This is a genomic window from Peptococcaceae bacterium, from assembly GCA_024655825.1.
Lineage (GTDB): Bacteria > Bacillota > Peptococcia > DRI-13 > PHAD01 > JANLFJ01.
This window is the reverse complement of sequence record JANLFJ010000001.1, coordinates 65,556-81,268: the sequence shown is the minus strand read 5'-3', so window position 1 is coordinate 81,268 and position 15,713 is coordinate 65,556. Positions and strand designations below refer to the sequence as shown.

At 50.8% G+C, this 15,713-nt stretch carries 16 protein-coding genes and 1 riboswitch; of the genes, 3 read left to right on the top strand and 13 right to left on the bottom strand.

Annotated features, from left to right (window positions below; genetic code table 11):
- Window positions 1-117: 117 nt before the first annotated feature.
- The 9 genes from NUV48_00430 to NUV48_00390 form a co-directional block, all read right to left on the bottom strand.
- Window positions 118-330 (bottom strand): DUF951 domain-containing protein, encoded by a 213-nt coding sequence (locus NUV48_00430; protein MCR4440605.1) that lies wholly within the window; start codon window positions 328-330, stop codon window positions 118-120.
- A 52-nt stretch (window positions 331-382) separates the two neighbouring features.
- Window positions 383-1,252 (bottom strand): HEAT repeat domain-containing protein, encoded by an 870-nt coding sequence (locus NUV48_00425; protein ID MCR4440604.1) that lies wholly within the window; start codon window positions 1,250-1,252, stop codon window positions 383-385.
- Between the two features lie 69 nt (window positions 1,253-1,321).
- Window positions 1,322-2,059, bottom strand: coding sequence for a CvpA family protein (locus tag NUV48_00420; GenBank protein ID MCR4440603.1), 738 nt, complete (start codon window positions 2,057-2,059; stop codon window positions 1,322-1,324).
- A gap of 75 nt (window positions 2,060-2,134) precedes the next feature.
- Complete coding sequence (locus NUV48_00415; protein ID MCR4440602.1) at window positions 2,135-2,767, bottom strand: GntR family transcriptional regulator; 633 nt, start codon at window positions 2,765-2,767, stop codon at window positions 2,135-2,137.
- Window positions 2,768-2,863: 96 nt separating this feature from the next.
- Entirely contained in the window at window positions 2,864-4,780 is a 1,917-nt protein-coding gene (locus NUV48_00410; GenBank protein ID MCR4440601.1) for a hypothetical protein, read from the bottom strand.
- A 127-nt stretch (window positions 4,781-4,907) separates the two neighbouring features.
- Window positions 4,908-5,753 carry a phosphate ABC transporter permease PstA gene (gene pstA, locus NUV48_00405; protein ID MCR4440600.1) on the bottom strand — a complete coding sequence of 282 codons (846 nt, stop codon included), beginning with the start codon at window positions 5,751-5,753 and terminating at the stop codon, window positions 4,908-4,910.
- A complete protein-coding gene (gene pstC, locus NUV48_00400; protein ID MCR4440599.1) occupies window positions 5,754-6,647 on the bottom strand; it encodes a phosphate ABC transporter permease subunit PstC in 894 nt (297 codons plus the stop codon).
- Between the two features lie 84 nt (window positions 6,648-6,731).
- On the bottom strand, window positions 6,732-7,580 hold the full coding sequence (locus tag NUV48_00395) for a phosphate ABC transporter substrate-binding protein (protein MCR4440598.1): 849 nt from the start codon (window positions 7,578-7,580) through the stop codon (window positions 6,732-6,734).
- A gap of 211 nt (window positions 7,581-7,791) precedes the next feature.
- The gene (locus NUV48_00390) at window positions 7,792-8,385 is read right to left on the bottom strand and encodes a uracil-DNA glycosylase (protein ID MCR4440597.1); all 594 of its coding nucleotides are present in this window, start codon (window positions 8,383-8,385) and stop codon (window positions 7,792-7,794) included.
- Window positions 8,386-8,527: 142 nt separating this feature from the next.
- On the opposite strand from NUV48_00390, the gene NUV48_00385 reads away from it, so the two are divergent.
- Window positions 8,528-9,022 (top strand): ECF transporter S component, encoded by a 495-nt coding sequence (locus tag NUV48_00385; GenBank protein ID MCR4440596.1) that lies wholly within the window; start codon window positions 8,528-8,530, stop codon window positions 9,020-9,022.
- Between the two features lie 11 nt (window positions 9,023-9,033).
- Here the strand turns inward: NUV48_00385 and NUV48_00380 are convergent, their stop codons facing one another.
- Window positions 9,034-9,885, bottom strand: coding sequence for a DegV family protein (locus NUV48_00380; GenBank protein MCR4440595.1), 852 nt, complete (start codon window positions 9,883-9,885; stop codon window positions 9,034-9,036).
- Window positions 9,886-10,007: 122 nt separating this feature from the next.
- Window positions 10,008-10,128: riboswitch (molybdenum cofactor riboswitch) on the top strand.
- Between the two features lie 129 nt (window positions 10,129-10,257).
- Here NUV48_00380 and NUV48_00375 point away from each other — a divergent pair.
- Together NUV48_00375 and NUV48_00370 are read left to right on the top strand one after the other, a co-directional pair.
- The gene (locus NUV48_00375) at window positions 10,258-11,094 is read left to right on the top strand and encodes a substrate-binding domain-containing protein (GenBank protein MCR4440594.1); all 837 of its coding nucleotides are present in this window, start codon (window positions 10,258-10,260) and stop codon (window positions 11,092-11,094) included.
- Between the two features lie 119 nt (window positions 11,095-11,213).
- A complete protein-coding gene (locus tag NUV48_00370; GenBank protein MCR4440593.1) occupies window positions 11,214-12,257 on the top strand; it encodes an NADH:flavin oxidoreductase in 1,044 nt (347 codons plus the stop codon).
- Window positions 12,258-12,273: 16 nt separating this feature from the next.
- Here NUV48_00370 and NUV48_00365 read toward each other — a convergent pair whose 3' ends face one another.
- The 3 genes from NUV48_00365 to NUV48_00355 are packed head-to-tail and all read right to left on the bottom strand — an operon-like array spanning window position 12,274 to window position 15,463.
- Complete coding sequence (locus tag NUV48_00365) at window positions 12,274-12,945, bottom strand: 2Fe-2S iron-sulfur cluster-binding protein (GenBank protein MCR4440592.1); 672 nt, start codon at window positions 12,943-12,945, stop codon at window positions 12,274-12,276.
- Window positions 12,942-14,630: an FAD-dependent oxidoreductase gene (locus NUV48_00360; GenBank protein ID MCR4440591.1), complete on the bottom strand. Its 1,689-nt coding sequence runs from the start codon at window positions 14,628-14,630 to the stop codon at window positions 12,942-12,944. The genes NUV48_00365 and NUV48_00360 overlap by 4 nt, the downstream gene beginning before the upstream one ends.
- Before the next feature lie 29 nt (window positions 14,631-14,659).
- Entirely contained in the window at window positions 14,660-15,463 is an 804-nt protein-coding gene (locus NUV48_00355; protein ID MCR4440590.1) for a creatininase family protein, read from the bottom strand.
- Window positions 15,464-15,713 lie beyond the last annotated feature (250 nt).

The following is a 15,713-nucleotide window of genomic DNA, read 5'->3' as shown; positions in this document are numbered from 1 at the left end:
ACGGACTAAGCGGCCCCATCCCGAAGATGGAGCAGGGACGTTACAGGTGAGAATTATACCATATTTAGCATTTAGCGTCAACGCGCCGCGCTGCGCTGCCCCGCCGGCAGCTGCAAGCTAAACCTGGTCCGGCGGCGTCCCCGCTCCCCTCTTGATGATTTTTTTAACCGCTTTTTCAAAGGCGGGTCTATCCAGCCAGACCTGCCTAGCGCATTTCAAGCACTTGATGCGGAAATCCATCCCCGTTCTCATAACTTCCCACTCATCTCCCCCACAGGGATGCTTCTTTTTCATTTTTACAATATCGCCAAGATAAAACTGGGCCATAATCTCACCAATCCCTTGATCCTCCAGCAAGCAGCCTTATTTGACCTTCCCAAACTTACCGGCCTTCTCTTTCTTCGCTTCCCGTGTTTTCAAGCTTCTGCAGGCATATCTGCGCTCTCTGCCGGACCCACTCGTCCTCGTCCTCCAGAAAAGGCGCAATATAATCCCTGGCTTCCTTGACTCCCAGTTCTCCCAGCACATCCAGCCCTTTTGCCTTGACTGCCCACGGCATTCCGGGCAGGCAACCAGCCACTTCAGGCCATAAATCATCGAACTGGAACAGGGCTACTGCATCAAGAGCCCTGCTGGTTATTTGAGGATTGCCGCTCTTTAAGGCCTGGATGACCACAGGTTTGCACTTTGGGTTTTCCGCCTGCACCAGCAGTTCCAGGAAATGAGCTTTAACCGCGGGCAGGGCCAGGGGATAAACCTCCAGGATTGTCTCCTGGGCCAAAGACCCCATGGCAAGAAGGACTTCGCCGGCCCGAGCAGGCAGCACGGCCGCGTGGAGCATGGCTTTTATAAGGTACGGCACAACCAGGCGCGGGGGCTGTTTTTTCAGGGCGCCGGCAGCACACAACTGTACTTCGTCATCCGTGTTCTTCAGCAATCCAACCAGTATTTCCACAGTTTCCCGGGAAGGAAGATAACCCAGGCACTCTATGGCGTCATACCTGTCTTTTTTTTCTTTGCTGTCTCTGATCTTTTTCTTTAAAAATAAAATGTCTTTAGCCAAAAGCAGGCGCACCAGGTCTCTGGTCTTATTCTTTTCCCTTTCGGGGAGCAGGGCCTTGACCAGTTCCCAGCGCTGTTCCGGGCTTAGCTCTGATAATTTTTTATTATCCGGTGCTGCAGCGCCAGCGCTTTTCAGAAGCTCTATTTTCAGTTTGTTAAAGTCCGGTTTTTTGCGTCTTAGTCTGAACAATACCCGGCTTCCCCCCTTTAACCGGCAAAAGCGGCAAACCATCCCTAAATCGCCTGATTACAGCCGGATTTATAACGGGAGCAAGCTGATAAACTTGCTAAAAAGTATATTGTAAAGAGAGTAAAAATAGGGAACAAGTTTGGCCTCTTCAATCGTTTTGACGGAAGACGAAAAGAGCGTCGGTTTTGCTATGCCGGCCAGGTCCAGAAACGGCATAACCAGGCCGATAAAAATCGTCAGCGTTAAAATCGCCAGGGCGGCACCTGCCGCCATCCCTCCCAGGCGGTCAAATTTGCCGAGAAATGTGTTCCTGATGGCCGCGCTGTACAGGTGAGCGAACGCCTGAAGAAGCAGGCTAACCGCAGCCCAGATTATAAGGAAGGACAGGGCGCTCACCAGGGCCGTTGCCAGGAACTGGTTAACAATATCGCCCATCGAAGTCTGTAAAGGCAAGGCCAGGCTTGTTTGCAGTTTTTCGACAAAGGAAAGCAGCTTGAATTTTAAAGATGCGTCAAGATTAACGCTGTCCAGGTACCTGCTTATGTCAGGAAGTGGAAGCTGGCCAAGCCTGAATTGACTGACCGGCTGGGGCAGCACCAGGTGTTCTTGAAAAAAGGCGCTCATTTTCCCCTGGAGCTCGAAGCGGGTATTAAGAAACCTTGCCAGCTGCGGATAGAAATTGCAGGCGGCAACCAGTCCCAGGATGCTGCTGAAAAATCCGACCAGGCTCCCGACAAAACCTTTTCTATACCCCCCAATCGCTCCCAGCAAAACAATAACTATTATTACCAGGTCAACAATATTCAATCAATCCACCCCCTGCTTACTATGATCTATTCGCTGCAAAAAAAAAATCCCCTCTTTTGGAGGGAGAGGTTGTTTTCAAACAGGCTCAGACTGATTTAAAAGTTCTTTTACCCGTTCTTTCGCGCCGCTTGTGCCCACAATGCTCAGAATATCATTCTCTTTCAAGACAATATCAGCAGGAGGCGAAAATATTTCTTCCCCATTCCTGATAATGGCTATAACTGTCGCTCCGGTCCTGTTGCGCATGTCGGTATCAGCTATGCTCCGGCCGATTACCCATGATTTGTCAGGAAGATGAATTTCTTCGATCTGCTGCAGAATAGCAGATTTTTGGAGAGCAAACTCCAGAAGCCTGGCCAGTTCCTTTTCCAGTTCGCTATCCAGCTGGCGCCGTTTCTCCAGGTAATCATTAATGCGGTTGCGCAAATCGATAATTTCCTGGCGCTCGTTGAACTCTGTCAGGTATTCCTTGGCCAGGCTGGAAGACTTGATGATGATCCCGCTGCCGGTTATCGCCTCCACGACACCGATGTTTTGCAGAAGGGCAATGCTTCTCCTGATAGTCTCCGGGGATACGTTGTATGTACCGGCCAAAAGCGACCGGCCTGATAGTTTTTGCCCGACCCGGAATTCTCCACGGGCAATTTTCTGGGCAATATCCAGGGCAATCTGCTCATAGCGAGAATGTCCCGTGTCCATACGCTGCATGTTTTTACCCCCTAAACGTATTCGACACCATTTTATCAAAAAAGATTCTTTCCCGCAAAGCAAATCACTGTCCAATAATTGCCCGACAATTATGCTTCATTTTCTTTCCACCTGAGCCTCCCGTCCTTTATAGCTGGCTGTTATTATAACAGGCTTCAGGCTTCCGGGAAACATGACCATCCCTTCAGATACCACTGCCACATTCCTGTTGCTGGTATTCCAAACAGCTTCTTTCGTCACGTCCTTAACCGTCCCGTCATTAAAGCGAGCCAGCGCTTTCAACTGCTGCGCTCCTGACTTCAATTCGCCTTCCAACTCCAGCTTTTCCACCTGCGGCTGCAGCTCCGCAGGGCTGACCTCGATGTTCAGCTCGTCCCTGAACCCGTACCCCTGCACGGAAATAACGGCTTTACCAGTTCTCCCCGTATATTTGAGCCTGCCTTTTTCAACAGCAGCAACCAGCGGCTGGCTTGTTCGCCAGACCACGGAAGAGGTGACATCTTTGAGCTTGCCGTCGCCGGTCAGCGCCAGCGCTGTCAATTGAACGGGCCGGTAGTCAAATGCCAGGCCGTGCTGTTTTAAACGGAGCTGGTAAATCCGCTGCGAGTTGCCGGTAAGTTTTTGATTGTAGCCGGTAACCTGGTCAGACAGGCCCTGGTAATATGCGCTAATCCTGATAGGCCCTGGAAGGGGTGAGAAATAGATTTTCCCCTCGTAAATACTTGCCGTATCGGGAGTCCCGGAAATCCAAAACGCCCGTTCGGTAACATCCCGCAGGCTTCCATCGCTGTACACGCAGAAGGCTTTTACTTCTTGCGGCTCTCCTCCGCCTACGGGATTGACATCGATAAAGAACCTCAGGGGAACCGCCTTACCTGCTGCCGGTACCTCCACAGAAAGAGAGTCTTCCACGTAGGTATCTTCGTTGGATTTCCCTTTCACGCTGACAGTAGCCTTGCCGCTTTCGCCGGTAAAAGTCAGCGCTCCATCGGCACTGATGGCGGCCACTTTTTTATTGTCGACGGACCAGGTCAGACCGCTCGACTGGCTGTACTCCGATCCGTCATTGTACCTGGCGGTTGCGGAAAGCAAGAGAGGTTTGCCTGCCCAGCTGTCGGTATAATTGAGACTTTGATTTATGGACAGCCCGGTTAAAAAGCGTCCCACCGAAACAACTTTTTCATAATGGTAGCCGCCATATGAGACCCTGATCGTTGTAAACCCGGGCTTGCCAGTAAAAGTGAGCACTCCGTCGCTGCTGACCGAAGCGACTTCCTTATTGCTGGATGACCAATCGGCAGCGCTGTTTTCCAGTTCTTCTTCCGTGTCATCAGCCATGACAGCTACCAGGGTCAGCTTCTGGGGAGCGGACGAATACTTGAGGTCCTCTTTGATTTTTATCCCCTTTCGCCAGGTCGTGGAGCCCCCGTCCCCGGTTGCCGTTGTATTAACCGAATCGGTAAGCGAACCGACCGCCGCCGTTATGGACACGTACCCTTCTTCTCCGGTAAAAGTGACCACCCCCTGGCTGTTAACCCAGGCTACCCAAGGGTTGGAAGTCGACCAGATGACATTGTCGTCAGGGCCGAGGTAACGACTCCCCCCGTCGCTCAGGACCGCTTTGAGCATCAAGCGGTAAGGGTTAGCGCTCTCCACCAGGGTCGTTTCTATGTCTATGCTCACCGGCCACGGTTTTACCGTAAGCGTCTTGATACCGGTAACACCGTCTTTGTATACGGATATGGTCAGGGACCCTCCTTTCCCCTTGAAATGAAGGGTATTGCCGTAAAACTCAGCTATTTCGTGGTTTGAACTGAACCAGGCCAGTCCTGTAGTTAACAGGGCGGTACTCCCATCGGAATAGGTTCCGGTGGCAGTGAGACGGACATCGTCGGGACCGGGCACGATATTTTCATTTATAGTCAACGTTACCAGGACTGGCGCGCCAAGAAGAGGCGCAGGCGGCAACACAAGGCATAACACGAGTATCAAAACCAGCCAGCGCTTGATCACTAATCAACACCTATCTTTCACCAGGTTTATGTCTATATTATAACAAAAAAAGCAGTCTTTGCCGCTTTTTATAACCAAAACAGCCAGCCACTCATTTTCCCCTTTGATTTTTCCCGTTAAAGTCCGTTCAGGCAATAGTCTTTTGTCTCAGCCGCTTCATAATCCTGCTGGCGGCAAGGTTAATCAGAAAAACCGTAATGATCAAAACAGAGGCGGTGCCAAAACAAACATCCATAGCTCCTACTTCCATCGCCACCTTGTAAAGATGCATAGACATGGTGCTGGCTGGATCTGTTAATCTGGTGGGAATAAACAGACTGCCTCCCAGGGTCAAAAGAAGGGCGGCTGTTTCACCCACAATCCGGCCGATACCCAGGATGATGCCCGTAAAAATTCCCGGCAGGGCCGCAGGAATAATTATCCTGGTAACCGTCTGCCATTTGGTGGCTCCCAGCGCGCAGCTTCCTTCGCGGTAAGCATTAGGAACAGCCCTGATCGCTTCCTCCGCAGTCCTGATAAGGGTGGGTAGGATCATGCAGGCTCCGGTAAGAGCGCCGGAGGCCAAAGACCACCCCCCTGTGATTGGTTTTAAGATAATCACAAAGAGCGCAAACCCGAAAAGACCAAAGACGATGGAAGGAATACCGGCCAGGGCGTCGATAGCGAACCTCATCACTGCTGCAGTCCGGCCTTTCCTCACATATTCGGTCAGGTAGACCGCAGCCGAGATGCCAATGGGTACGGAAAAGGTCATCGTGACAAGCGTGAAAATCATCGTGCTGACAATAGGTGAAAATATCCCGCCTTTGGCCCCCATATCCTCCGGTTCAGCAGTGAGAAATTCCCAGCTTATTTTATGCAGGCCGTTTAGAAAGATGTAGCCCAGGATCAAGACTAGGGAGAGTATGGTTAGCGCGGCAGCGGTCCAAAGCACAAGCAGCGCCGCTTTTTCGGCCTTCCGTGGTGACAGCATTTATCCGGCCTCCTTTTTGATGAAAACCAGGGCCACGGTGTTGATCATCATTATAAACACAAACAGGGCCATGCCTGCCGCAAAAAGGGCCTGGGTGTGTTCACCCGACGAATAAGCCATCTCAATGGCTATGTTCCCCGTCAATGTCCGGACCGAGGAAAATATGGAACTGGCGACAACTGGAGCATTGCCGGCAACCATAATTATGGCCATTGTTTCCCCAACCGCCCTTCCCATGCCCAGAACCACGCCGGCCAGGATGCCCGGCCTTGCGGCCGGAAGCAGCACGCGGTAAATAGTTTGCCAGTGAGTGGCACCAAGGGCCAACGAGCCTTCCTTGTATTCGCGCGGAACGCATCTGATGGCGTCTGCGGAAACGTTGATGATGGTCGGGAGAATCATAACGGCGAGGATGATCGACCCGGCCAGTATCCCGTAACCTGTTGAGAGAACAGGGTTTCCAGCGCAGCCAGGTATGTTTTGGGACAGTGTCCTTATCAAGGGCACAACGGTGGTCATCCCGAATAAACCATATACCACGGAAGGGATTCCTGCCAAAAGGTCGATAGCCGGCCTGATAACTGCAGCCGCAGCCCGTTGGGGAGCAAGCTCGGCCAAAAAAACAGCCGTTAAAACCGCCAGCGGCGCGCCTAAAACCAGGGCTCCCGCGGTAACACAGAGACTTCCTGTCACCATGGGCCAAAGGCCGTAAACCTTCCCTGTCGGGTACCATTTAACCCCGAAGAGAACACTGCCCAGGCCGTACTTAACGAAGACCGGCGTGCCCTCTCTAAAAATAAAGACGGCAATTAAGATTATTACCGCCGCAGCTGCAAGCGCGCTGCAAAAAAGAATTGTCTCATAGACTCTTTCCCGTTGTTTTCGAGCAAGCATGTCGTTTATCTCCAATCAACTCAACCGGATTTGCAAGCGGGCGGCAAGGAAGAGCTTTACCATTTGTGCATGTAAATTTACCGGCTATTTAACCGGTATGAAATTTTTTCTTACAATATCCTGCCCTTCGGGGCTGAGGACAAAATCAAGATAAGCCTTTACCAGGCCGGCCGGCTCTTTTTGCGTCAGGTAGATAAAAGGGCGGGAAATCTTGTAGACACCGTTTTTGACGCTGGCCGGGGTCGCTTCGGCTCCGTCGACTTTAAGGGCCTTTACTTCGTTATTCAATGAGCCAAGAGAGATGTAGCCTATGGCCGCCTTGTCGGCAGCGACCGCCGTCCTCACAGCCCCTGTGGAATTTTGGATGACCGCTTTGTCGGTGACTTTGGCATCTTTGCCCAGCACAAGTTCATCAAACGCCCCTCTTGTGCCGGAACCTTCCTCCCTGCTGATCACATGGATGGGGCCTTTCTCTCCGCCTAATAACGACCAGTCGGTCACTTCGCCCGTAAATATTTTCTTGATCTCGTCTTTTTTAAGCTCTGAAATCTTGTTATTCTTGTGGACGATTACCGCGACCCCGTCCAGGGCGATGGTGAATTCCTTAACCGTTCTTTCCTCGGGTTTGAGTTCGCGAGAAGAAGCGCCTATATCCGCCGTTCCTTCAACAGCTGCCTTGATCCCGGCTCCGGAACCGCCGCCTGCCACATTGATTCTTACCCGGGGATTCTTGGCCATAAATGCTTTGGCCAGTTCTTCAGAAAGAGGCTGTACTGAAGTGGAGCCCGCGATCTGGATAGTGCCCGACAGCTCCGCAGGTTGAGCGGTTTCGTCTTTTGGGGGTTTTTCGCTTCCTCCGCAGCCGGCAGCCGTTATGATTATCGCCAGAATCCCCGCAACTGCCGCAATTTTCATCAGCTGTGATTTTAACATCCGGTTTTCCTCCTTAAAATTGAAATATTTCCTTTTAATCGTTACTATAATTTGCGCCTGTTAAAGGACAACTGCGCGCATGTTAAGGAACGGTTAATATTATGTTGATAATTGATGAAACCCATAAAAAAAAGCGCCCGGACCTGCCCGTCCGGTATGCGCTTTTTTATTGGTCAGCATTATTTTCTCATGTTTACCGCAAACCGCGCTTTCAGCAGTGGGGCGAATAATGGGCAGGGTCAACCAGTTCACGGTACCTCGCCACAACCTTCTTAAAGTCTTCCCATGTCGGCTGTTTAAGCTGGACGTTGCGCAGCAGGGCTGCGGGATGATAGGTGGGCATCACCCAGGTATCCTCCCATCTTAGCCAGCTGCCGCGGGCTTGTGTTATTTTGGCCTGCGGGTCTATCAGCCCCTGAAGAGCTGTAGCGCCCAGCAAAATGATTATTGAAGGCCGGATGATCCTGACCTGTTCGTTGAGATGAGGCCGGCAGCTAATTCTTTCTTCCGGTGTGGGGATACGGTTCTGCGGCGGGCGGCACTTGACTATGTTGGCGATAAAGGTATGGGTGAATCTTTCAAAGCCGCAGGCTTGAAGGATCCTGTCAAGAAGCTGACCAGCCTTTCCGACAAAAGGCCGTCCCAGCCTGTCCTCCTCTTCGCCTGGCCCTTCACCGATCACCATGATCCTGGCTTCCGGGTTGCCTTCTCCGAAAACGACTTGGCGGCAGCCATCTCGAAGCCGGCAAGAGCGGCATTCCAGTACCTGTCGTTTCAATTCTTCCATGGCGGCGGTCTTGTTCAATTTACCATCCTCCCGGGTACCTGTGTTTCAATCGTTTCTTAATAATTCTATAATAATTCTATCCTTATTGACATCCAGTGACTTTGCACTGTATAATTCATCTGACATGACACCTGAATATACAAGTATGGAGATGATTAAAATGCGCGTAAAAGAAATCGTGTGGGGAGGTATTCTAACATCCCTGGCTCTTATAATCCCGCTGGCCTTCGGAGGCGTGCTGGGAATCACCATTCCCCCGTTCAGCGCCACGCTGGCTTCCCATGTGCCGGTCATGCTTTCTATGCTGATCAGCCCTCTCGTGGCTTTTATGGTCGCCGCGGGCTCAGCCCTGGGATTCCTTATTAAACTAGGTCCCGTAATTGGGGCGCGTGCTGCCATGCACATCATTTTTGCAGTGTTTGGAGCATACATGCTCAAGAGAGGATCATCTTTTCAAACAGCGCTGCTGGCTACCCTTCCCATTCACGCTGCATCGGAAGCGCTTATTGTCCTTCCTTTCGGATTTACGCTGCAAAAGGCAGGAGTGGTCGTCGGTATCGGGACAGCCCTTCATCACGGTGCTGACAGTCTCATCGCGCTGGCAGTGTATACCTTAATAGGTTTGGCGATACCCCGGACCTATCGCCATCTCTAAAGGTTTAGAGATCAGTCAAGGAGGCAGTAGGCGAGTCCCAGTGAACCCGGCCCCACATGGAGCCCCACTACCGGCCCGATCGGTGATATGGCCGCTTTCAAACCAAACTTTTCTTCAATATGCCGTGCTATTTTACGCGCTTCTTCAACGCAGTTTATATGGTGAACGGTCAATTCGGCGATGCCATATTTGTGAAAATGTTCTTCGAAAATAGACAGTATCCTGCCGATGGCTTTTTCAGTCGTCCTGACCTTCTCAAAGACGGTCACTTTGCCGTCTGTAACCGTGAGGATTGGTTTAATCTGCAGCAGTGTCCCCAAAAGGGCGGCCGCCTCTCCCACGCGGCCTCCTTTTTTCAAGTACTCCAGCGTTTTGGGAACAAAGTAGAGCCTTGTCTTTTCCATCACCCTCAATACTGAAGACTTGACCTCAGCGATTGTGCAGCCTTCCCGGGCCTTTTTGGCCGCATTCAAAACGGCGTAACCGAGCTGCATGGCGGATGAATTGGAATCAATAAGCTCAATCCGGCTGTCGGGGTGCTCTTCCAGGATCATGCTTCGAGCGGTCAGGGCAGAAAAAAATGTGCCGCTTAGCTTTGAAGAGATAAAAATGCCGATGATATCGTTTCCCGCATTGATAATTTTCTTAAAAGCCTGGTAGAAATCATTTGGCGAGGGCTGTGAAGATGTCGGAAACTGTGGGCTCCTGTCCAGGATTTCATAGAACTTTTCATTTGATATATCCATTTCGACAAAGGTTTCATCCGGAAAATTGATGCTCAAGGAAACCTGGGTAATATCCAGCCTGCGGGTAACTTCATTTTCAAGATAAGCCGTGCTGTCGGTTACAACCCTTACGCCCACGGGCGACCACCCCTCTTAATGTCCTGTCAGCATCTTGAACCCTGGCTAAATATTTGTCACTTCAATAATACATCATTTCGAATAATATTGACAGGCAATATATATTTCTATAAAATAAACCACAAATAAATAATCTCCGAGCCAGTCCGCCTAAAGATTGTTTGTCTAAGGCTGCTGGCCTGCAGGGTTTTACTGGAAACGGTAAAGCCTCCCAGTGCGGAAAGGAGGTCGATGAGCAGTCCAGAGAACTGCCCTGAATGTCTTCTTCCGGAAGGCATTTTTATTTTACTGAAAATGCCTTCTGCCAGCCTCCTTCCTTGTGGAAGGAATTTTTATTTTATTACATTTTAATTAAAAGGAGGAAAATATTTCATGAAAAGGTTTATACCCTGGTTTATGGCTCTCGTACTTATGTTTGCAGCAGCTTCCTGCGCGGGAAAACAAAAAATATCCAATCAAGAAAACGCGTCGCAGGAAAATACCGTTGTTGTCCTGTCCACCACCACCAGCACCAAGGATTCCGGTCTTCTCGACAAGCTGCTGCCGGTTTTTGAACAAAAAACCGGCTACAAGGTCAAGGTCATTTCCCAGGGAACGGGTCAAGCCCTGAAAACGGGGGAACTGGGAGACTGCGATGTTGTCCTTGTTCATTCCAGGGCTGCGGAGGACAAATTCGTGGCGGATGGTTTCGGTGTTAACCGCAGGGATGTTATGTATAATGACTTCGTCATCGTTGGGCCGGAAAACGATCCGGCCGGTATTAAAGGCAAAAGCGCTGTTGAGTCCTTTAAGACTCTGGCCCAGGCGCAAAAATACGAATTTCTGTCCCGCGGTGACGATTCCGGAACCCATAAAAAAGAAAAAGAGCTGTGGGAAAAAGCTTCCATCAAGCCGGAAGGAAAGTGGTACCTCCCCGTTGGTAAAGGTATGGGAGACACTCTTATAATGGCAAGTGAAAAGGGCGGATACACCCTGGCCGACCGGGGAACATATGCCAGCATGATGGACAGGCTTAAACTGTCGGTCCTGGTACAGGGAGACCAACTGCTGCTTAACCCGTATGGAGTCATTGCCGTCAACCCTCAAAAACATCCCCAGATCAATTACAAGGGAGCAATGGCTTTTATCGAATTCATAACCTCGAAAGAAGGTAAAGACATTATTAACAGTTATGTCGTCAACGGCCAGCAGCTTTTTTACGCTCAATAACCCCATGTTTTGCTGCGATTCCGGCATAATTCTCCCAGCGCAATTCCCGCCGCATGTTATTCTCAACAAATTTGCCGCAGTGGTATAATGGATTTAATCTATCCGGAGGAGGCAGCACAATGAGTATTCTTTTTCAACCTGTTAGAATCGGCCAGCTTGTTGTTAAAAACCGGTTCGTCCGCTCGGCGACCCACGACTACCTGGGCAGCAGCGATGGCACCATTACGGAAAATGAACTGCAGCTTTACGAAACGCTCGCCAAAAACGAACTGGGCCTGATCATTACAGCCCATTCTTACGTGCAAAGTCCGCTTGGCCGGGGCGGGAAGCTGCAAAATGCCATTTACGACGACAGGTTCATCGAAGGGTATAAAAAACTGGCGGAAATCGTGCACAAGCACGGTTCAAGATTAATAGTACAGATCAGCCATGCGGGCGGGCTTACTGTTCCCAAGCTGACCGGAGAGCAGACCCCCGTTGCCGCTTCGCCGGTTCTTACCATCGAAGGCGGTGTTATTCCCCGGGAAATTACTGAAAAGGAAATCAGGGAAGTAATCGATGCTTTCGTTGAGGCTGCAGTGCGCATTAAAACCGCAGGCTGTGACGGCGTTCAGATTCACTGTGCCCACGGTTACCTGCTTTCGGGATTCCTTTCTCCCTATTTTAACCGTCGTACGGACAAGTGGGGTGGAAACGTTGAAAACAGGACGCGCATAGTCAGGGAAATCATTGCCGGGATCAGGTCGGCGGCCGGCAGAGAATTCCCTGTCCTGGTCAAAATCAACTCCACAGACAGTTCCGGCGACGACTATATTGAGGATGTCCTTTACATGGCAAGACTCTTCGAAAGCCTGGGAGCGACGGCTGTGGAACTCAGCGGTCACAACTGGACCGGTGCAGGCGGAGAAAACTATTATCTTCAGCAGGCGGCCGCAGTTAAAAAGAATACCGGTATCCCGGTAATCCTTGTAGGAGGCCTGCGCACATTTGAAACAATGGAATCTCTGGTGGAAAACAATACGCTTGACCTAGTCTCCATGTGCCGGCCGTTCATCTGTGAACCTGACCTGGTTGTGCGTTTTCGAAACGGGCAAAAAAAGTCTTCATGTGGTTCCTGCAACGGCTGTTTCAACTCCAGAACCGCCAAGTGCATAAGGTGTTAGAAGCTGTCGGGCCAGCTTACAGGCGCTTTCTCATTTCGGTGATTATCTCCAGCGGCGATATATGGTGCGGGCAAACGCTGGAACACCTTCCGCACGAGATGCAGAGGTCAATCCCCTGCTCTTTGAGTATCACTTTTCTATTCAACTCATCTCTCGGGTCAAAGAAATGCCTGGCCTCCATAATCAGCGCTGCCGGCCCGATAAAGGCGTGGGGTGTTTGCTTGTAAACCGGGCAAATTGCCAGGCAGCAGAAGCACTCGACACAGCGGCTGGCAATTTTGAACCTGTGAAAGGCTTCCATATCGATGAGTTCGGGTTCCTGCCGGGGACCGCGGGTCCGGTCTAAAAAAGGGCGCATTTTATCCAATCTTCTTTCGTATGCTGAGCGGTCAATTATCAAGTCCTTAACCACCGGAAGATTGGCCAGCGGTTCGACCACGATTTCTTCTAACGCCGGTTCCCGGCATGATAACGTCGATTTGCCGTTCACCATCACGCCGCAGAGCCCGCAGTGGCTGTTACGGCAGCAGTACGTGAATCCCAGTCCGGGATCCCATTTTTCTTTAACCTGCATGAGAACGTCCAGTACCGTCATACCCCTGATAAAAGTATAATCATACGTAATATATGAGGGTTCCTTGTCAGTTTCGGGATTAAAGCGAAATATTTTTGCCCTGCCGCTGCTCAATCAAATCCCCCCGGTTTTAAAATGCGCGTATCAACCCGGCGATAATCCAGTTGGACCGTTTTTCCGATCTTTTTGACCGTAATATGCTTTAGCCAGTTCTTGTTGTCCGTGTCCGGATAATCATTGCGGTAATGAGCACCCCGGCTCTCCTTGCGGTCCAGGGCGGCATGAATGATGCACCTGGCGGTTTCCAGGATGCTTTCATTCTCAAGAACCTGGACTACTTCCTGGCTGCCGGCAGCTTTTTTCTCGCTGACCGCTGCCTCGATTTCTTGAAGCTGCTGGATTTTTTCAAGCGCATATTCTAAAGACTCTTTTGTTCTGAATACTCCTACGTTTTCCCACATCAGGTCCTTTATTTTCTGGCGAAAGGCCAGGGGCCGCAATCCCTGGCCGCTTGCTTTCAAAACCCGCTTTATCTTTTCTTCTTCCCAGCGCGCTTCACAAGGATCTATGCGCTTCCTGCCTGTACCGGCGGCTATTTCCGCCGCTCTTTTTCCGGCACGTTTTCCCGAAACCAGGATTTCGGCCAGCGCATTCTGGCTCAGGCGGTTTCCTCCGTGGATGCCCGCACAGACTTCACCTGCCCCGAGCAGACCGGTCATTTCTGTTTCCCAGTTTTCGTTGATCACCATCCCCCCCATAAAGAAATGGCAGGTGGGAGCTACTTCCAGTAAGTCTTTTTCCGGGTCAATGCCGATTTGGCGATAGGTGTCATACAGGGCAGGCGTCATTTTAGCTATGTACCCCGGCGGCTGGTAGGTCATATCGCAGTATACTCCTCCCAACGGCGTTCCCCTGCCTTCCCGGACCTCCATGAACATGGCCCTGGAGACACGATCCCTTGTTGACAACTCCAGCCGCTGCGGGTCATACTTCTCCATAAATCGCTCCTTTTTGGCGTTCAGGAGTCTGGAATAATACAACAGACCGCCTAAAACCCCGCGCAAAGAAGGGGGAAAGAGAAACCCGATGGGAAAGAACTGGACAAACTCCATGTCCATTAAAGGAACACCGGCCTCGAGGGCCAGGCGGTATCCATCGCCGGTCACGTCGGTAGGGTTGTCCGTGTTGGCATAAACATTGCCGGCCCCGCCCGTAGCCAGTATGACAGCCCCGCTCTCAAAAATCACCGGTTCCAGAGTGTTTATATCGACACCTGCGGCACCGCCGGCACAACAGCCGTCGTGGATAATCCGCGTGATCATAATTTCTTCATACAGCCCAACATCGCGTTTTTTCAGCTCTCCAAAAAGGGAGCGCAGTATTTCCCGGCCTGTTCTGTCTTCAAGGAAAACAGTACGGTGGTAGGTATGTCCTCCGTCAATGCGCAGGGCATATTTTTTTCCCGTTTCGTCTCTTTGCCAGATAGCGCCGATTCTTTCCAACTCCAGGATTGCTTCGGGGGCTTCTTCGACCAGAATGCTGACCAGGTTTTGATCATTCAGGTAGGCGCCGCCCCTGACCGTATCTTCCAGGTGAAGCCGTTTACTGTCACCGGGAACCGCCCATTCATCTCCGACCCCGGAAATGGCCCCTGGAGCCATAATGGTGCACCCTGATCTTTGTATTCGACCTTTGCTTACCACGGCAACCCTTACCTTATGCTTCGCGGCTTCATAGGCGGCCATGGCGCCTGCTCCGCCCCCGCCGATCACCAGCACATCACAGTTTATTCTTCGCATTGACACCAACCCTTTTTACATGCCCGCCGTCAGCTTTTGCCCACGGGTCCTGTATATTCTTTCAGCCAGCCGATAAATTCAACGAGCCGTTTGACCATGTATTCATGGTACATTTTGCCTTTTTGAGGAGAAGCCTTGCTCGAATCGGAAAATGACCCGTCAGGAGCAAATTGTTTTTGTTCCGCGCTGTTCCAGAAAACCTCAATGGTATCTCCGTTTTTACCCAGCAGGTCTTTGGCCACAAAGGGCGACAGTATGGGCTCCAGGTTAACCTGTTCCCTGGTCAGTTTTTCATGTTTAATCAAATGAGGGTACTTGTGCCACACCTGGGAAATTTCCAGTTCGCCGGCATGGTGTTCCACCGCGTCTTTTATATGGGCAATGCCTTTGGCGAGATGCATCGGATCCGCCAGGGCCACCAGCACATCGGGCTGCTCATACTGGCGAAGGGCCCGGCAGGCAATGGTAATAGCCGCAATGTTTGTACCTTTATGCCCGTTGATGATGAGAAATTTTTTAAAGCCGTTTTTAGCCAGGCTTTTTACTACGTCTTTAATCACTGCGGCCAGGGTCTCCGGTTTCAAGGATATTGTGCCCGGAAAGTCTAAATGGTGAGGCGAATCGCCAAACCACAGCGGCGGGATAACAAGCACGCCCGTCTCTTTGGCGGCATCCTCCGCCAGGGCTATTGCCGCATAACTGTCGACTCCCAGCGGTCCGGCCGGCCCGTGCTGCTCCGTGCTGCCAACAGGAAAAATTATTATGTCATTCGTCTTCAGGTACTCAGCCACGTCTTCCCAGGTCAGCTCGTTTAACCAAACCGATTTTCTCATAATATAAATACCCCCTGTCTTTTATTATAAAATTAGAATATAATCAGTATATCAATAAAATTAAATATGCAAAAATTGTACCATACTTGTCATTGATCACAAGTGGCGTTTTTTAAAGGTTTTTTTATCTTCAGCAGTCATTTGGACACATGTAATTTGTTGCAAGCGACATAAAAAGCAGCACGTTGAAACAAAATCGGCCGGGCACAATACTGCCGGCCGCTGATTCGGCTAAAACAACTTTTGGCCG